Source organism: Pseudomonas sp. TH43 (genome assembly GCF_016650635.1).
GTDB lineage: Bacteria > Pseudomonadota > Gammaproteobacteria > Pseudomonadales > Pseudomonadaceae > Aquipseudomonas.
Map to the genome: position 1 here is coordinate 2,373,216 of NZ_JAEKFI010000004.1, position 17,320 is coordinate 2,390,535.

Consider the following 17,320-nt stretch of genomic DNA (forward strand, 5'->3'; position numbering starts at 1 on the left):
TTTTTTAATTATCGTTAGGACGCTACAGATTAGATCGTAGCCTCAGATCGTGACCAGCCCGCGTACACCCTCGGCTTCCATATTTTCCCCTCGGCCCTGCTGGACGATCTCGCCCCGGGACATCACCAGATACTGATCGGCCAGTTCCGCGGCGAAATCGTAGAACTGCTCGACCAGCAAAATGGCCATATCGCCGCGTGCCGCGAGCTTCTTGATCACGGCGCCAATTTCCTTGATCACCGAGGGTTGAATGCCTTCGGTAGGCTCATCGAGGATCAGCAAGCGCGGACGACTGGCCAATGCGCGGCCAATTGCCAACTGCTGTTGCTGACCGCCGGAGAGGTCTCCGCCGCGACGCTGCTTCATTTGTAGCAGCACCGGGAACAATTCGTAGATGAAACTTGGTACTTCTTTGGCTTCACTGCCGGGAAACCGCGACAGGCCCATCAATAGATTTTCTTCCACGGTCAGGCGGCCGAAGATTTCCCGACCTTGCGGCACATAGGCAATTCCGGCGTGAACGCGCTGGTGCGGCTTGAATGTGGTGATGGGTTTGCCTTCCCAGTTCACCGCACCTTCTTTGGCCGGCAGCAGGCCCATCAGGCATTTGAGCAGGGTGGTCTTGCCGACGCCGTTACGGCCGAGCAGGCAGGTGACTTCACCGACCTTCACATCAAAAGACAGGCCACGCAGGATGTGGCTACCGCCGTAATACTGGTGCAGCTTGTCGACTTGCAGCATGTTCAAAGTTTCCTCAAGTCCTTCTGTAGGAGTGAGCCTGCTCGCGATAGCGGTGTGTCAGTCAACATTTGTTTGTCTGATATACCGCTATCGCGAGCAGGCTCACTCCTACAGTTTTGATAAGTGTTTGCAGTTCAGCGGCCGAGATAGACCTCGATCACTCGCTCGTTTTCCTGCACCTGTTCCAGTGAGCCTTCCGCCAGCACGCTGCCCTGATGCAACACGGTGACGTGGTCGGCAATCGAGCCGACAAAACCCATGTCATGCTCCACCACCATCAGCGAATGCTTGCCGGCCAGGCTCTTGAACAGTTCCGCGGTGAACTCGGTTTCTGCATCGGTCATCCCCGCCACCGGTTCATCAAGCAGCAACAGTTGTGGATCCTGCATCAGCAACATGCCGATCTCGAGAAACTGCTTCTGTCCGTGAGAGAGCAAGCCCGCCTGACGGTTAACCGAAGTGGTCAGGCGAATCGTCTCCAGCACTTCGCTGATGCGATCCTTCTGCTCGCCACTCAACCGTGCACGCAAACTGGCCCACACCGACTTGTCGGTCTTCTGCGCCAGTTCAAGGTTTTCAAACACGCTCAGCGCCTCAAACACGGTCGGCTTCTGGAACTTGCGGCCGATCCCGGCCTGGGCGATCTGCACTTCGCTCATCTGCGTCAGATCCAGTGTTTCGCCAAACCAGGCTTTGCCGTGGCTGGGACGAGTCTTGCCGGTGATCACATCCATCAGCGTGGTTTTACCCGCGCCGTTGGGGCCGATGATGCAGCGCAGTTCGCCGACGCCGATGTACAGGTTGAGATTGTTCAGCGCACGGAAGCCGTCGAAGCTCACGCTGATGTCTTCCAGGGTCAGAATCGTGCCGTGGCGGGTATCGAGGCCCGGGCCGACGCGTTGGCCGAGGCCGATCGAGTCGCGACTGGTGCCGGCGTCCTTGTTCGGCTCGACGGGGAAGAAGGCTGGCTCCAGCATGAATTCAGCGCTCGCCGTGACTCTCATTGTTCACCTCGTTTCTTCAGCAGGCCGATCACGCCTTTGGGCAAGTACAGCGTCACGACGATGAACAACGCGCCGAGGAAGAACAGCCAGTATTCCGGGAACGCCACGGTGAACCAGCTCTTCATGCCGTTGACCACGCCGGCACCGAGCAACGGCCCGATCAGCGTGCCGCGCCCGCCAAGTGCCACCCACACAGCCGCTTCGATCGAGTTGGTCGGCGACATTTCGCTTGGGTTGATGATGCCCACTTGCGGCACATACAACGCACCGGCCAAGCCACACAGCACCGCACTCAACACCCACACAAACAGCTTGAAACCGCGCGGGTCGTAGCCGCAGAACATCAAACGGTTTTCCGCATCGCGCAACGCGGTCAGCACTCGGCCGAACTTGCTCTGCGCCAGACGCCAGCCGATAAACAAACTGGCTACCAGCAGCAGTACCGTCGCCAGGAACAGCACGGCGCGAGTGCCCGGCTCGGTGATGCCGAAACCGAGAATCGTGCGGAAATTAGTGAAGCCGTTATTGCCGCCAAAGCCGGTTTCGTTGCGAAAAAACAGGAGCATGCCGGCGAAGGTCAGGGCCTGGGTCATGATCGAGAAATACACGCCTTTGATCCGCGAACGGAACGCGAAGAATCCGAACACCAACGCCAGCAAGCCCGGTGCAAGCACCACCAGACACATCGCCCAGACGAAGCTGCTGGTGCCGCTCCAGTACCATGGCAATTCTGTCCACGACAGGAAGGTCATGAATGCTGGCAAACCATCACCGGCTGCCTGACGCATCAGGTACATGCCCATCGCATAACCGCCGAGGGCAAAGAACAGTCCGTGACCGAGGGACAGCAGACCGGCGTAACCCCAGACCAGGTCCAGCGCCAGGGCGACGATGGCGTAGCACAGGATTTTGCCGACCAGCGTCAGCGTGTACGCCGAGACGTGCAGCGCACTCTCCGGCGACAACAATGACAGCAAGGGCAGGGCGATCAGCAGGGCGAGAACCACCGCGCCGACCGCCATGGTGATTTTCGGCCCGGCCTTTTGCGTGGCCGTGACTAACAGAGGCTGGTTCATCAGTCGATCACCCGTCCTTTCAGTGCGAAGAGGCCTTGCGGACGTTTCTGGATAAACAGAATGATCAGCGCGAGGATCAGGATCTTGCCGAGCACCGCACCGATCTGCGGCTCGAGAATCTTGTTGGCGATACCGAGGCCAAACGCCGCGAGCACGCTGCCCGCCAGTTGCCCGACGCCGCCGAGCACCACCACCAGAAACGAGTCGATGATGTAGCTCTGGCCAAGATCCGGGCCGACGTTACCGATCTGGCTCAGCGCCACACCGCCGAGGCCGGCGATGCCCGAACCGAGGCCGAAGGCGAGCATGTCGACGCGGCCCGTCGGCACGCCGCAGCAGGCGGCCATGTTGCGGTTCTGGGTGACGGCGCGAACGTTGAGGCCCAGGCGGGTTTTGTTCAGCAACAGCCACGTCAGCACGACCACGAACAAAGCGAAGGCGATGATGACGATGCGGTTATACGGCAGCACCAGATTCGGCAGCACTTGAATGCCGCCGGACAGCCATGCCGGGTTGGCGACTTCGACGTTCTGCGCGCCGAACAACAAACGAACAAGCTGAATCAGCATCAGACTGATGCCCCAGGTGGCGAGCAGGGTTTCCAGTGGTCGGCCGTAAAGATGGCGAATCACCGTGCGTTCCAGCGCCATGCCGATAGCTGCCGTGACAAAAAACGCTACCGGCAATGCGATCAGCGGATAGAACTCGATGGCCTGCGGTGCGTAGCGCTGGAACATCAGCTGCACGACGTACGTCGAGTAGGCGCCGAGCATCAGCATCTCGCCGTGGGCCATGTTGATCACGCCGAGCAGGCCGAAGGTGATCGCCAGACCGAGCGCAGCCAGCAGCAGGATCGAACCGAGCGACATGCCGCTGAAGGCTTGGCCGAGGATCTCGCCGATCAGCAGTTTGCGTTTGACCTGGGCGAGGCTGGTCTCGGCGGCGGTGCGCACATTGGTATCGGTTTCGACGCCAGGTTCGAGCAAACCTTCGAGGCGCGTACGTGCCAGTGGATCGCCGGTTTCGCCAAGCAGACGCACAGCGGCGAGGCGCACGGCCGGGTCCGTGTCGACCAGTTGCAGATTGGCCAGGGCCAGGCTCAGCGCGGCGTGGACGGTTTCATCTTTTTCACCGGCGAGTTGCTGGTCGAGGAATTTCAGCTGCGCGGGTTTCGCGCTTTTCTGCAGTTGCTGCGCGGCAGTCAGACGGATTTTGGCGTCGGCGGCGAGCAATTGGTGGCTGGCCATGGCGGTGTCGATCAGACCCCGCAGGCGATTGTTCAGGCGCAGGGTTTTGGCTTGGCCGTCGACAGTCAGTTCGCCTTGTTGCAGGGCGTTGATCAGTTCGATACGGGCCGGATCGGGCTGCGCGGCCCAGGCTTCGAGCAGTTTGGCCTGTTGCACGGGATTGGCCGCGACGAAGTCTTCGGCATCGCCGGCGTGGACGGCCATCGGCAGTAGAAGTGCGATGGCAAGAAAAAAGCGGTAGATGGCAGTGGGCATAGTCAGTCGCCTTGACGCGGACATTGTGGGAGCGAACTTTTGTGGCGAGGGGATTTATCCCCGCTCGGCTGCGAAGCAGTCGCGAAATCAGTCGACGCGATCAATCTGATACACCGCGACTGCTGGATTCGGGGCTGCTTCGCAACCCAGCGGGGATAAATCCCCTCGCCACAAAGGCTGGCTCCCACAGGGAATTGCATCAGCCTCACGCTGTGCGCAAGACTGACATCCAGTTGCTCAGTTGCTCTTCACTGCATAATCCGGCTTCTTGTCGTTGCCATCGATAAACGGGCTCCACGGCTGCGCACGGATCGGCCCTTCGGTCTGCCACACCACGTTGAACTGACCATCGGCCTGAATCTCGCCGATCATCACCGGCTTGTGCAGGTGGTGGTTGGTCTTGTCCATGGTCAGCGTGTAGCCCGACGGTGCGGCAAAGGTCTGGCCGGCGAGGGCTTCGCGGACTTTGTCGACGTCTGTCGACTTGGCTTTCTCGACCGCTTGCGCCCACATGTGGATGCCGACATACGTGGCTTCCATCGGGTCGTTGGTCACGGCTTTGTCAGCGCCCGGCAAGTTGTGTTTCTTCGCGTAGGCTTTCCAGTCAGCGACGAATTTTTTGTTCTGTGGGTTCTCTACGGATTCGAAGTAGTTCCACGCCGCGAGGTTGCCCACCAGCGGTTTGGTGTCGATGCCGCGCAGTTCTTCTTCACCCACCGAGAACGCCACGACCGGAACGTCAGTGGCTTTCAGGCCCTGGTTGGCCAGCTCTTTATAGAACGGCACGTTGGAGTCGCCGTTGACGGTGGAAATAACGGCTGTCTTGCCGCCGGCAGAGAATTTTTTGATGTTGGCGACGATGGTTTGATAGTCGCTATGGCCGAACGGCGTGTAGACCTCTTCGATGTCCTTGTCGGCCACGCCTTTGGAATGCAGGAACGAGCGCAAAATCTTGTTGGTGGTGCGCGGGTAGACGTAGTCGGTGCCGAGCAGGAAGTAGCGTTTGGCGCTGCCACCTTCTTCGCTCATCAGGTATTCAACCGCCGGGATCGCTTGCTGGTTCGGCGCGGCGCCGGTGTAAAAGACGTTCGGCGACATCTCTTCGCCTTCGTATTGCACCGGGTAGAACAGCAGGCCGTTGAGTTCTTCGAACACCGGCAGCACCGATTTACGCGACACCGACGTCCAGCAGCCGAACACCACGGCAACCTTGTCCTGAGTCAGCAACTGCCGGCCCTTCTCCGCGAACAGCGGCCAGTTCGACGCCGGGTCGACTACCACCGGTTCGAGCATCTTGCCGTTCACACCGCCCTTGGCGTTGATCTCGTCGATGGTCATCAGCGCCATGTCTTTGAGCGACGTTTCGGAGATCGCCATGGTGCCGGACAACGAATGCAGAATCCCCACCTTGATGGTCTCGGCGGCCTGGACAGTCCAGGTCATGCCCATCGCGGCAATGGATGCCGTGAGTGTGAAAGCCTTGATCAAACTGCGACGCTTCATTGTGCGATCTCCATGAACGTTAAAGTTTTTTATGGTTGGCAGATGCGGACGACTGAAGGTGTGTTTTGCAAGGGCTGTGCCCGGTCGGGGATGGGCAGGAAAATGTCGATTTAGAGCGGTCGCGGCTGTAGACGATGCACCATGAAGGAACGCTGCTGGCGCGTTGGTGCAGGTGGCCGCGCCAGATTGGGGCGCAATTTTACGCTCACTACAAATCAAATGTGGGAGCGAGCCTGCTCGCGAATAGATCGTGTCAGTCAACATCACTGGTGAATGACACACCGTATTCGCGAGCAGGCTCGCTCCCACATTTTTGATTTGTGTTGGTTCAGCGGCGGCGCATCAGGCCGATGAAAAACAGACCACCGATGGCGGCGGTGGCGACGCCGATGGGCAGGTCTTCGGGGGCGATCATTGTGCGGGCGGCGACGTCGACCCAGATCAGAAACACACTGCCCAGCAATACGCACACCGGCAGCAATCGCCGATGTTCAGCGCCCACCAGAAGCCGGGCAATGTGCGGCACCATCAGCCCGACAAAACCGATCGAGCCGCTGATCGACACCAGCACACCGGTCATCAACGAGGCGATGACAAAGACCCGCAAGCGCACCGAGCGAGCATTCAGACCGAGGGTGACGGCGGTCTGTTCGCCGGCCATCAACGCGTTCAACGGACGGGCCATGCCCAGCAGCAAGAGCAACCCGAGCAGCACGCTCGCTGCCGGCACCGCCAGCAACTCCCAGCGTGCCAGCCCGAGGCCGCCGAGCATCCAGAACATCACCGCTGAACTGGCGCGATGGTCGCCCATGAACAACAGCAGATTGGCGATCGCCATCATCACGAACGACACCGCCACACCGCACAACAACAGGCGGTCACTGTCGAGCCGGCCATGTCGACTGGCAATCGCCAGCACCACCAACATGCTCAGCAAGGCGCCGATGAATGCGGCAATCGGCAAGGTCAGCAGGCCGATGATTTCACCGACGTGCAACACCACGATCACCGCGCCCAATGTCGCCCCTGATGTCACGCCAAGCAAATGAGGATCGGCCAGAGGATTGCGCGTCACCGCTTGCAACACTGCGCCGATCAGCGCCAGTCCGGCGCCCACCAGTGCGCCAAGCAACATGCGCGGCACGCGGATCAGCCAGACGATGTGTTCCTGCCCGGCGCTCCAGTCGACCTCGCCAATGCCAAAAGCCTTGTGCAGCAAAATCCGCCACACCACGTCCACCGGCACCCGCGCGGGGCCGAAGCCGAGCGACACCACGCACGACACCAGCAACACGGCGCCGAGGGTGATCAGCAACAGGGCGTAGCGACGGTTGATCATTCGCCGTGGAAACCTTTGGCCAGTGTTTCCACCGCCAGCACGTTGTCGATCCCCGGTGTGGCCTGCACATACGGAATGACGATGAAGCGCTGGTTCTTGATCGCGTCCACCGATTGCAGAGCTTTGTTGTTCAGCAGAAATTCAATCTTCTGTTCGGCGGTGATTTCGCTGTAGTCGACGATCACGATGACTTGCGGATTGTGCTCGACCACGGTCTCCCAGTTGACCCGGGTCCAGCTCGCGTCGACGTCGTCGAGAATATTGCGCCCGCCAGCAGCATCGATCAGCGCCTGCGGCATGCCGAGGCGGCCGGAGGTCATAGCGCGGTCTTCGCCGCTGTCGTAGAGGAAAACCCGCGGCTTGTCGGCGGGCAGGTCTTTGCGCACTGCGGCGACTTGCGCCTGCATCCGGGCGATCAGCGCATTGGCGCGATCCTGCACGTCGAAGATTTTGCCGAGGTTGCGCAGGTCGTTGTAGGTGTCGTCCAGCGTCGCCGCCGGGCGCTTCATCACGAATGCGCAGGACTCGGTCAATTCATACACATTGATGCCCAGCGGTTGCAGAGTCTGCGGGGTGAGGTCGCCGCCGACGCGCATGCCGTAATCCCAGCCGGCGAAGAAGAAATCGACGTTGGCATTGAGCAGGGTTTCCACCGATGGGTACTTGGCCGCGAGCTCTGGAAGACCGTCGAGCAGCGACTGCATCTCTGGCGTTACCGATTTCCAGCCACTGACACCGCTGTACCCAGCCATGCGTGGTTTGAGGCCAAGGGCGAGCATCATCTGGGTCATGTTGATGTCGTGGCTGACCGCGTGCTTCGGTGCTTCCTTGAAGGTCACTTCGCGGTTGCAGCTTTGAATGGTCAGCGGGTATTTCGTGGCCTCGGCCAGGGCTTGGGCGCTGCACAGCAGAAGAGCGACGCAAAGCAGGGAACGCAGATTCATGGGCGGGTTATCCAGGTGATTCGCGGGTAGCCGTGGAGGGGGTGGGAATCGATCAATGCATTGACGCCGAAGACGTCGCGCAGCAGTTCTTCGGTGAGGACTTCCTGGGGCGTACCGCTGGCGACGATGCGGCCATGATTGATGACATACAAACGGTCGCAGAACGCGGCGGCCAGGTTCAGGTCGTGGATGCTCGCGAGGGTACCGATTTTCAGGCGTTTGACCAGTTGCAACAGTTCGAGCTGATAGCGCGGGTCGAGGTGATTGGTTGGCTCGTCGAGGATCAACAGTTGCGGTTGTTGGGTCAGGGCGCGGGCCAGGATCACCCGCTGTTTTTCACCGCCCGAGAGGGTGGCGAACGCATGGTCTTCGAAGCCTTCGAGGCCAACCGACTGGAGGGCTTGGGTGGCCAGGTGCCGGTCTTCGACCGTGTCGCTGTCGAATAACCTTTTGTGTGGCGTACGGCCCATGGCGACGACTTCTTCGACGGTCAGGCCGAAGGCGTCGGGGAACTCCTGCAAGACCACGGCAATGCGCTGTGCGCACCAGCGTGAGGATTGCTTCCAGACGTTGTGATGATCGAGTTTGACCTCACCGTGTTCCGGTTGACTGAAGCGGTATGCGCAACGCAGCAGACTGGTTTTGCCGCTGCCGTTGGGGCCGATCAGCCCGACGAACTCACCGGTGCCGACCTGCAACGAGGCGTCACGCAGCTGGAACTGGTGATGACAGTGGCCGTGGCCCAAGGGCGTCCAGGCGAGGTTGGCGAGGGTCAGTGAGGTCATAGTGCGTTCGGTGGGCTCTCGATTTCGTGTTTTTCCGGTAGATCCATCCCCCTCACCCCAGCCCTCTCCCCCAGAGGGGGCGAGGGGGAAAGGGGGCCGATCTTCATACGTTTCAAAACTGAGTTCGACTCGGACTTTCAAGTCGGTGCAACTTGCCCCAACACCTCGGTCAGTCCCCTCTCCCTCCGGGAGAGGGCTAGGGTGAGGGGCAGCATTCTTCAATCAAAAAGTGTAATCAGCGGTGACGAAGAATGACCTCGGCTCGCCGAGGATCCACTGCTGGCCCTCATTGTATTGGCTTTGCGCGTATTGGCGGTCAAACAGATTGTTCACCTGCAAGCCCAGCGTGGTGTTGCGCAAGGCTTGCCACGACAGCGTCGCATCGACCACGGTGTAGCTCGGCAGCTCGTTGCGGTTGGCCATGTCGGCGTAACGCGCATCGACATAACGCACGCCCGCACCGGCCCTCAGGTCTTCAGTGATGGTTTTGTTCAGCCACAGATTCGCCGTGCGACGCGGCACGTCCACCGGCCGGTTGCCGTTATACGACAGCGTCTGACCGTTCTCCACCGCAGAGAAATCGTCGTACTTGGCCTTCACAATGGCTGCATTGGCTTGCAGTTGCCAGGCGTGTGGCAGTTGCAGCTCAATGCTGGCTTCCAGGCCATTGGACGATTGCTGGCCGACCTGCTGCTTGAGCGTCGGGTTGCCCGGATCATCGGTCAGCAACTTCTTTTTAACGATGCGGTAGGCCGCCAACGTGAACTCGCCGCGCTGATCCCAGAACAATTGCTTCATGCCGATTTCAGTCTGGCGCGCCGTCGACAGATCGTACTGCTGCTGGCTCGGGCTCAAGGAAATCAAACCACCGATACCGTCGGTGCTGGTCGCCACCTGGCCATAAAACGAAGTCTCTGGCGTCAAGGCAAACACCAGCCCGGCCTTCCAGTTGTTGCCGGTCAGGGTCTTGTCACTCCGGCTGTCGTCGACCAGATTATTGCGATCCACATGCACGTAGTCACGTCGCACGCCGGTCACCAGCGACCAGCGCTCGCTCAGTTGCGTGCGGTTTTCGGCGAACACTGACATCTGTTTGGTGGTGCTGTCGAATTGATCGCGATACCGATTGGCGCTTTCGAAATAGCCGGTTTGCGGGTGGTACAGATCCAGCGGCTGGCCGTTCGGCAAGACGTCGTTGAACGGTGAGTTGCTGTCGAGCTGGAAGCGGATGCGGTTGTAGTCGACGCCGGTCACGGTCTGGCTGTCGAGGCCGAACAGCGAGTGTTTGAAGGTAAAGGTCTGACGGTCGCCGACCTGTTCCTGTTTATGGCCGATACCGAAGTAACCGCTGCGGCTCAGTTGTTGTGTATCGCGATCGAAGTTGTAGTTTTCGGCGTTCTGCCAGCGCCGTTGCGCCTTGAGGTAATACAGCTCGTTGCTGGCGCTGAGCGCATCGTTGATCTGCCAGTCGCTGGTCAGGCGCGTCCATTGGTCGTTGTAGTGCTGTTGGTCGTCGCGCACGTTGTAGTTCTTGTTGCGCAGGCTGTCCTTGAGTTGGCCGTTGATCAGCGGCGTGCCGAAGTAGTTTTGCGGGCGCTGATCGCCGTAATCGTGGGCGAGGGTAAACGCCAGATCGTCAGTGGCCTGCCAGCGCAGGGCGGCGCTGATGAAGTCGCTGGACGATTCGCCGTGATCGATCCAGCCGTTGCTGCGCAGGCGATTGAGGTTGAGGCGATAGCTCAGGGTGTCAGTCAGCGAACCGCCGCTGTCGAACGCTTGCTGCTGACGGTCATGGGAGCCGTAGCCGACGCGCACATGGTTTTCGATCTCGCCACTGAACGGCTTCTTCGGGATCACGTTGACCACCGCGCCGGTCGCACCTTCGCCGTACAGCACCGAGGCCGGGCCGCGCAGCACATCGACGCGCTCCACCGACCAGGTGTCGACCGGGAACGTGACGGTGCCCATGCCGCTGTACAGTCGGTTGCCGTCATACAACTGCATCACCGAACTCTGCCCGGTAAAACCGCGCGCCTGCAACGATGTGCCGCCATCGCCCGGCGTACCGGTGCGGCTGATGCCGGTGCTGCGCGACACCGCGTCTTGCACGCTGCGATCGCCACGGCCACGGACTTGTTCGCCGCTGAGGCTCTCGACGCTGGCCGGGGTTTCCATAGCCGTCAGGTTCAGGCGCGAACCGGCGGTGGTTGGCGTGGTCAGGCTGACGGTCTGGTCGTCATTGGCCTGGGCGGTGATGGTGCCGGTGGGCAGCGTCAGCGGGGTGCTGTCGGCGTGGGCGCTGTTGTTCAGGGCGAACAGGCAGAGGCTGGACAAGAGGTACTTGTTCATCGGGGCAGTGGATCGCTTCATCAAAAGAAAGCCCGCAGCTTTTGGCTGCGGGCAGAATGGCAAATTCGAGTTATACAGTAACACTAAAAATTACCGGCTTATAAGCCCGGCAGTTTATAGAGCTGTCTAAATCGCGCATCTCGCCTGCTTCATGATGAAGTTGAGGCAGATTCAGGTTGCCGACCCAAGCGCGACAGCAGCAGTCGATCCAGCAACCACACCACCACCAGCGAAGCCCCCACCAGCGGAAAAATCACCGCCAGCGCCAGCATGATCACCACATCGGTTTTCCATTTCGGCAAGTCATGACGCAGCGGTGGCACGCCAAATTTGCCCTGTGGCCGACGCTTCCACCAGATCACCACGCCGCTGACGGCGCTGAGCAGAATCATCAGGCAGATCAGCAGCACGACGATCTGGTTGAAGGTGCCGAACATCTTGCCTTCGTGGAGCATCACGCCGATTTCGGTGGCGCGAGCCACGCTGCCGTACTGCTCAAAACGCACATCGGCGAGGACTTTGCCGGTGTACTGATCAACGTGCAGGGTGGCGTCGTTACGCGGATCATCGGCGAACACGGCGATGGTGAACACGCCGGTGGCGGTGGTCGGCAGGGTGATGCTGTAGCCCGGTTCAACCTTGCGCTGCGTAGCGATGTTCTGCGCGTCTTGCAGGCTGATGCCGGGCGCCGCAGGGCCTGCGTTGGCGCCGCCGTGGGCCATGTGTTCGGCATGGTCGCCGGACATCGGCATCGGCGTGTTTTCCATCGCCCAGGGCACGGTCTGGCGGGTGGCGCTGTTGAGGCTGCGGGCCTCGACGTCGGAGGTCGGCACGTTGTCCCACATCGCCGCCGGGAACACGTTCCACACCTGGGCATATTGTTTGCCCCAGAATCCGGTCCAGGTCATGCCACTGAGCAACATGACCAGCAGCAATGTCGCGCCCCAGAACCCGGTGACGGCGTGCAGATCACGCCATAACACGCGCCCGCGACTGTTCAGGCGTGGCCACAGAATCCCCGCCGCCTGGCCGCGCGGCCACCACAGGAACAACCCGGACACCACCAGCACCACGCCCCAGCCGGCGGCCATTTCGATGAGGCGGTCACCGACGGTGCCGATCATCAATTCACCGTGGATGGCGCGGGCGATGGCTTGCAGGTTTTGCTTGGCATCCTGCTCGCCGAGGATGTCGCCGTGGTACGGGTCGATGAACACATTCAGTTCGTGACCGGCGTTGGCTACGACAAATTGTGCACTGCGTTCGGCGTTCACTGGCGGCAGATATTGCTTCACCTGCCCTTGTGGATAAGCGCTTTTCACCCGTTGCAACAAGTCGTCGGCCGGAATGGTGTGATGACCGGCCGGAACGTTGAGCAGGCTGCTGTACATCAGCGAATCGAGCTGCGGTTTGAACAGGTAGATGATGCCGGTCAGGGCCAGCATGACCATGAACGGGGCGACGAACAGGCCGGCGTAAAAATGCCAACGCCAGGCCAGGTTGTAGAAATTCGGTTTGGGCTTTTGCATCACGTTTGCTCCGCTTGGCTTGGATCTTCTAGTTGTTCATTCAGGTTGCTACATCGCATCACCTGTGGGAGCGAGCCTGCTCGCGAAGGGGACGGCACATCCAACATCGATGTCGTCTGGCACGACGCCTTCGCGAGCAGGCTCGCTCCCACATGGGTGGGTGTCAGAAACTCATGTCGACCTTGGTCCAGAGCGTGCGCCCCGGTTCATTGATGGCTTGCGGGTCGTTGGCCGGGTAGCCGAAACCGGCGTTGCCCGCCAGGTTCAGGTGTTCGGCGTAAGCCTTGCCGAACAGATTGTCGACGCCGCTGCTGACCTTCCAGTGCTTGTTGATCCGGTAGGCGCCGTTGAGCGAGAACACGCCAAATCCGCCGCTCTTGTCGTAGTCCTTGCCGACGACGTTGCCCTTGTTCTGGTCGATACGGTTTTGCGCGGCAACCACCCTCCACAGCGCGCCGGCGCTCCAGTTGTCTTCGCTGTAAGTCAGACCGAAACGCGCGTCCAGCGGCGGCATTTGCGGCAGGGCCTTGCCGTCGCTGCTGTTCTTGCCCCAGGCGTAGGCCAGGGTCGCATCGGCTTTCCAGTTCTCGCTCAGGTTGTAAGCGGCACCGAGTTCGCCGCCCATGATCCGTGCGTCGATGTTCTCGGCACGCGAGGTGCTCATGCCCATCATCGTCGGCGTGTAGTCGAACAGAATGTAATCGCGCACCACGCCGATGTAGCCCGAGGCCCAGGCTTCGAGGTCAGCGCTCTTGTAGTTCACGCCGAAATCGAACTGCGTGGTTTTTTCCGGCTTGATCGAATCGAACGCGTTGACCGAACCGACCGGGCCGGATTTGGGCGAAAACAGTTCCCAGTAATCCGGGAAGCGCTGCGCGTGACCGAGGCCGGCGTAGAGTGTGGTCGGGCTGTCGGCCAGATCATGCTCGTAACGGATAAAGCCGCTCGGCAGGGTGTCGGCGCGGGTATCGTCCGCCGTCGGGTTCGCGCGGGACATCATTCCCGAGCCGGTGGTCTGCCGATAATCCTTGGCCGCAGCGCGATCCACTCGGGCACCGGTAATCAAACGATCACGGTCGGCGGCGTACCAGGTCATTTCGCTGAACACGCCGTAGTTATGGAAGTCGGCGTCCTTGGTATACGGCTGATCCTTGTAGGTGTCGATGCCCATGCCGCTGCGCTGGCGGTGTTCGTTGGTCTGCGCATCGAGGCCGGTGATCAACTGAATGTCGGCCCAGCGCCAAGTGGCTTTGATGCGTGCGCCAAGGGTACGGCGATCGACGTTCGAGGCCATCGGCCCGGCCATCATGCCGGTGCCGGAGGGTGTGCGCAGGGTGTAGTTGTCCATCACGTGGTCGGCGTAGTTGTAGTAAACCTGCGCCTCGAGTTTCTCCAGCACATCGTTGATGTTGGACTTCTCCAAGCGCAGGCCGAGGCTTTCGCGCAGGAACTGCGAACCGTCCATGCCACGCCCGGCGTAGCGTGCTTCGCCGTCGCCCTTGCCGGCGGTGAGTTCGATCAAGGTGTCGGCGTCCGGGGTCCAGCCAATCGCGACGTCGCCGTTCCACTTGTCGTAGCGCGAGGCGACGATGTCGTTGTTGCCGTCGCGGTAATCATCCGAATGTGCGGTGTTGCCGATCACTCGCACGTAGCCCAATGGCCCGCCGGCTGCGGCGTCGACGACCTTGTCGAAGCGACCGTGGGAACCGGCCAGAATGCTCGCGTTGACCCGCGTACCGAGTTCGCCAAAGCTTTCCGGCTCACGGTCGAACAGCACGGTGCCGGCCGATGCCCCCGGGCCGTAGAGCACGGTTTGCGGTCCTTTGATCACGGTGAGCTTGTCGTAGGTTTCTGGCGAAATGTACGACGTCGGCGCGTCCATCCGGCCCGGGCAGGCGCCGAGCAGCATGCTGCCGTTGGTGAGGATATTCAGGCGTGAACCGAACATGCCGCGCAATACCGGGTCGCCGTTGGTGCCGCCATTACGCACCAGCGCGAAACCCGGAATGGTTTTCAGATAATCGCCGCCGTCGCTGGCCGGCACCGGTTGGCGCGGATCTTTTGGGTTGGTGACGATGGTCAGTGGCGAGCTCGGCGCGATGGCAGTAATCACCGTCGGGCTCATCTCTTCAACGTGGCCGGCGTGCTCATCGGCCAGCACCAGCGGGGACAGCAATACGCCGCAAAGAACGGCGGTGGCGTGCGAGAAACGAATCCGCGATTCGTTCATGGCAAAGGACGCCTGGGCAACGCCCGAGCGTGGAACAGCAGAAAACCTGGACATGACAATTTCCATCAAACAGTCGTAAACGACACGGCCGGCAGCCTGAAGCTGTCTTCTCAACCGTGTGCAATCAGTGGTGGGTGGTTACGCTGCGATGGGCGGGGCGCGGGTGCGGGCGCCGGGGAAGAAGGTTTGCCGGGCATGGCCCAGGCGCGGGGAGGGCGGGGTGAACGTGTTGACGTGGGCGATGCTGAACGTGGCGAAGGTGCCGCCACCGGTCAGCGCCGGGCAGTTGAACAGCAGGCTGCAGTAGCCGCACTTTTCCCACATCGCGTGATGCGAGGATTGCGGCGGACAGTGTTCGGTAACGGGTTTGGCGTCATGCGCGGAGTGATCCATGCCCGGCATGTCCATCGACACGTCCATGCTCATCGGCATGGATGTCGAGACGTGCTGATCCATCGGCATCGACTGAGAAATCAGTGGGCCGATGAAGATCATCAACATGGCGAACAGGGCGACCCAGCTGCCGCGAGTCAGGTGTTCAGCCTGACGACGTTGCACGGACGGCCTGGCGCTCAACGGGCGCATGGGCGACGTCAACCGGATCGGTTATTGCGCGTGAGCGTGTTCCGGCATGTCGTGCGGCGGTTTCTTCTGCACCGCGACGTCGACGGTGACATCACCGGCTTTCTCGAAATGCATCGTCAGCGGGAAGTGCTTGCCGTCGCTGAGCAGGCTGCGATCGGTGGGGTTGAGCAGCATTACGTGATAAGCCATCGGCGCGAAGGTTACCTCGCCGCCGGCAGGAATTTCGACGCTCGGCACTTGCTGCATCTTCATCAGATCGCCCTGCATCACGTGCTCGTGCAGTTGCGCTTCGGGGGCGATTGGCGAATCAACGCTGAGCAGGCGATCAGCGGTTTTACCAGCGTTGTGAATGACGAAATAGGCGGCAACCGTCGGCGCGTTGGGCGGCAACTCTTGTGACCACGGGTGAGCGATTTCCAGCTCCCCGACCTTGTATTCGTGGGCATTGGCAAAGCACGCAGGCAACAGCAGCGCGGCAACGACGATGAGTTTGTTCAACATGGCAGTTCTCCAGAACGATTTGAAACGCAGGTCAAATGCGGGAACAAATCAAACCAGAGGGGAGGCGCGAGGATTGAGACTTGGCCATTGCTGGCGCGGGGTGGGCGTCTGAAGCGAGATCGGCGCGACGCTGCGATTGCTTTCGTAGCGGGCGAAATACAGCTGCGACGAATGCCCCGGCAGCGCAACCAGCGGCGCTGAACCCGAGCAACACCAGCAATGCTGCATGTTGGAATGAGTGTCGTCGGCCGGGGCTTTTTGATCGGTGGTGCCGATGTTGATCGCCACCATCTTCGTCCCGCTGCCGGTGCAGAAACTGCTCCAGAGCAATTGCTCGGCCGGTGAATTGGCCGCTTGCGCCATCGCTCCCGTCATTGGCATGGCGAGCATGTTGAACAGCACTGCAAAGCAGGCGATCCAGGCAAATGCTAGCCGGTGTCGGTTCATGGGACAGATCCGTTAGGTGGGCGATCAGGCGCGGCTATTTAGCCTGATCAGGGCCGATAAGTAAAAAAGCGTCGTGCGGTTTGGTGTCGCAGCGACCTTGTCAACCAATCGCTCAGCTCATCGGTACTGCATGAACCTCCATATCTACACCCAGCGTAGCTCGAATTACCGAAAATATTTTCGCCAGATTGTCCATGCTCGGATTGCCTTTGGCTGACAGCATTCGATGCAGACTTTTGCTGGGCTTTTCAGTTTCCCTTGCCAGTTCTTCGAATCCGACAGTTGCATTGACAAGATCGCGCAACATGATCCTGGCCACCTCTGGCTCGCCATTGAGAAACAGCGTTGCAGCCTCGTCCAGTAATGCCTGGGCAAATTCGGGGTCACGTTGGGCACGCTCTGCAATTGAGTGTTTGTAGCTTCGAGTGAGCGCCATCAAATTACCTCCGGTTCTGTTCAGCTTTCTTTCGAATTCGAAATTCGGCTATCAGTGCTTTCACCTGTTTGATGTCCTGCTTCTGCGTGGATTTGTCTCCTCCACCGAACAAGATGATCATTCGTTTTCCCTCTTGTATCAGATAGATTCTGTAACCGGGTCCCCAATTGATTCTGTATTCGCCGAGGCCATCAAACCATTTGATATTGGAGGTGTTGCCCATTTCCAACCGTGCCAAAGCATTTGCAATCCTCGCTGCGGCCTGCACGCTCAAAGTGGAAATCCAGCGGCCAAACGGGCTTGAATCGTCTTCTTGTAGATATTCTTCGAGTGTGATCACAGTTGGCCC

At 60.2% G+C, this 17,320-nt stretch carries 16 protein-coding genes; all 16 read right to left on the reverse strand.

What is annotated here, in order from left to right; genetic code table 11:
• Positions 1 to 42: 42 nt before the first annotated feature.
• On the reverse strand, positions 43 to 741 hold the full coding sequence (gene urtE / locus JFT81_RS27030) for an urea ABC transporter ATP-binding subunit UrtE (RefSeq protein WP_053116875.1): 699 nt from the start codon (positions 739 to 741) through the stop codon (positions 43 to 45).
• A gap of 134 nt (positions 742 to 875) precedes the next feature.
• Entirely contained in the window at positions 876 to 1,745 is an 870-nt protein-coding gene (urtD, locus tag JFT81_RS27035) for an urea ABC transporter ATP-binding protein UrtD (RefSeq protein ID WP_007918913.1), read from the reverse strand.
• The gene (gene urtC / locus JFT81_RS27040) at positions 1,742 to 2,821 is read right to left on the reverse strand and encodes an urea ABC transporter permease subunit UrtC (RefSeq protein ID WP_201230382.1); all 1,080 of its coding nucleotides are present in this window, start codon (positions 2,819 to 2,821) and stop codon (positions 1,742 to 1,744) included. Before urtC ends, urtD begins: the two co-directional genes overlap by 4 nt.
• A complete protein-coding gene (gene urtB / locus JFT81_RS27045) occupies positions 2,821 to 4,323 on the reverse strand; it encodes an urea ABC transporter permease subunit UrtB (RefSeq protein WP_201230383.1) in 1,503 nt (500 codons plus the stop codon). Before urtB ends, urtC begins: the two co-directional genes overlap by 1 nt.
• 237 nt (positions 4,324 to 4,560) lie before the next feature.
• Positions 4,561 to 5,826, reverse strand: coding sequence for an urea ABC transporter substrate-binding protein (gene urtA, locus JFT81_RS27050; RefSeq protein WP_201230385.1), 1,266 nt, complete (start codon positions 5,824 to 5,826; stop codon positions 4,561 to 4,563).
• Positions 5,827 to 6,154: 328 nt separating this feature from the next.
• Positions 6,155 to 7,165: an iron ABC transporter permease gene (locus JFT81_RS27055; RefSeq protein ID WP_201230387.1), complete on the reverse strand. Its 1,011-nt coding sequence runs from the start codon at positions 7,163 to 7,165 to the stop codon at positions 6,155 to 6,157.
• Entirely contained in the window at positions 7,162 to 8,109 is a 948-nt protein-coding gene (locus JFT81_RS27060) for an ABC transporter substrate-binding protein (protein ID WP_201230389.1), read from the reverse strand. Before JFT81_RS27060 ends, JFT81_RS27055 begins: the two co-directional genes overlap by 4 nt.
• On the reverse strand, positions 8,106 to 8,894 hold the full coding sequence (locus JFT81_RS27065; RefSeq protein ID WP_201230391.1) for an ABC transporter ATP-binding protein: 789 nt from the start codon (positions 8,892 to 8,894) through the stop codon (positions 8,106 to 8,108). Before JFT81_RS27065 ends, JFT81_RS27060 begins: the two co-directional genes overlap by 4 nt.
• Positions 8,895 to 9,116: 222 nt before the next feature.
• Positions 9,117 to 11,243: a TonB-dependent receptor gene (locus JFT81_RS27070; RefSeq protein ID WP_201230653.1), complete on the reverse strand. Its 2,127-nt coding sequence runs from the start codon at positions 11,241 to 11,243 to the stop codon at positions 9,117 to 9,119.
• Positions 11,244 to 11,392: 149 nt separating this feature from the next.
• A complete protein-coding gene (locus JFT81_RS27075; protein WP_201230393.1) occupies positions 11,393 to 12,772 on the reverse strand; it encodes a PepSY domain-containing protein in 1,380 nt (459 codons plus the stop codon).
• A gap of 163 nt (positions 12,773 to 12,935) precedes the next feature.
• Positions 12,936 to 15,056 (reverse strand): TonB-dependent copper receptor, encoded by a 2,121-nt coding sequence (locus tag JFT81_RS27080; protein ID WP_201230402.1) that lies wholly within the window; start codon positions 15,054 to 15,056, stop codon positions 12,936 to 12,938.
• Between the two features lie 84 nt (positions 15,057 to 15,140).
• A complete protein-coding gene (locus tag JFT81_RS27085) occupies positions 15,141 to 15,587 on the reverse strand; it encodes a DUF2946 domain-containing protein (RefSeq protein WP_201230404.1) in 447 nt (148 codons plus the stop codon).
• A 21-nt stretch (positions 15,588 to 15,608) separates the two neighbouring features.
• Positions 15,609 to 16,088, reverse strand: coding sequence for a copper chaperone PCu(A)C (locus JFT81_RS27090; RefSeq protein ID WP_201230406.1), 480 nt, complete (start codon positions 16,086 to 16,088; stop codon positions 15,609 to 15,611).
• A gap of 48 nt (positions 16,089 to 16,136) precedes the next feature.
• Complete coding sequence (locus tag JFT81_RS27095; protein ID WP_201230408.1) at positions 16,137 to 16,535, reverse strand: DUF2946 domain-containing protein; 399 nt, start codon at positions 16,533 to 16,535, stop codon at positions 16,137 to 16,139.
• 112 nt (positions 16,536 to 16,647) lie between these two features.
• A complete protein-coding gene (locus JFT81_RS27100; RefSeq protein WP_201230409.1) occupies positions 16,648 to 16,971 on the reverse strand; it encodes a transcriptional regulator in 324 nt (107 codons plus the stop codon).
• A gap of 4 nt (positions 16,972 to 16,975) precedes the next feature.
• Entirely contained in the window at positions 16,976 to 17,311 is a 336-nt protein-coding gene (locus JFT81_RS27105) for a type II toxin-antitoxin system RelE/ParE family toxin (RefSeq protein ID WP_201230410.1), read from the reverse strand.
• Positions 17,312 to 17,320 lie beyond the last annotated feature (9 nt).

Bases quoted from the DNA above. Each gene is read 5' to 3' on its own strand.
- JFT81_RS27055 (WP_201230387.1), bottom strand. From the start codon at position 7,165: ATGATCAACCGTCGCTACGCCCTGTTGCTGATCACCCTCGGCGCCGTG.
- JFT81_RS27090 (WP_201230406.1), bottom strand. From the start codon at position 16,088: ATGTTGAACAAACTCATCGTCGTTGCCGCGCTGCTGTTGCCTGCGTGC.
- urtA (WP_201230385.1), bottom strand. From the start codon at position 5,826: ATGAAGCGTCGCAGTTTGATCAAGGCTTTCACACTCACGGCATCCATT.
- JFT81_RS27085 (WP_201230404.1), bottom strand. From the start codon at position 15,587: ATGCGCCCGTTGAGCGCCAGGCCGTCCGTGCAACGTCGTCAGGCTGAA.
- JFT81_RS27075 (WP_201230393.1), bottom strand. From the start codon at position 12,772: ATGCAAAAGCCCAAACCGAATTTCTACAACCTGGCCTGGCGTTGGCAT.
- JFT81_RS27060 (WP_201230389.1), bottom strand. From the start codon at position 8,109: ATGAATCTGCGTTCCCTGCTTTGCGTCGCTCTTCTGCTGTGCAGCGCC.
- urtE (WP_053116875.1), bottom strand. From the start codon at position 741: ATGCTGCAAGTCGACAAGCTGCACCAGTATTACGGCGGTAGCCACATC.
- urtD (WP_007918913.1), bottom strand. From the start codon at position 1,745: ATGAGAGTCACGGCGAGCGCTGAATTCATGCTGGAGCCAGCCTTCTTC.
- JFT81_RS27070 (WP_201230653.1), bottom strand. From the start codon at position 11,243: ATGAACAAGTACCTCTTGTCCAGCCTCTGCCTGTTCGCCCTGAACAAC.
- JFT81_RS27080 (WP_201230402.1), bottom strand. From the start codon at position 15,056: ATGTCCAGGTTTTCTGCTGTTCCACGCTCGGGCGTTGCCCAGGCGTCC.
- urtC (WP_201230382.1), bottom strand. From the start codon at position 2,821: ATGAACCAGCCTCTGTTAGTCACGGCCACGCAAAAGGCCGGGCCGAAA.
- JFT81_RS27100 (WP_201230409.1), bottom strand. From the start codon at position 16,971: ATGGCGCTCACTCGAAGCTACAAACACTCAATTGCAGAGCGTGCCCAA.
- JFT81_RS27065 (WP_201230391.1), bottom strand. From the start codon at position 8,894: ATGACCTCACTGACCCTCGCCAACCTCGCCTGGACGCCCTTGGGCCAC.
- JFT81_RS27095 (WP_201230408.1), bottom strand. From the start codon at position 16,535: ATGAACCGACACCGGCTAGCATTTGCCTGGATCGCCTGCTTTGCAGTG.
- urtB (WP_201230383.1), bottom strand. From the start codon at position 4,323: ATGCCCACTGCCATCTACCGCTTTTTTCTTGCCATCGCACTTCTACTG.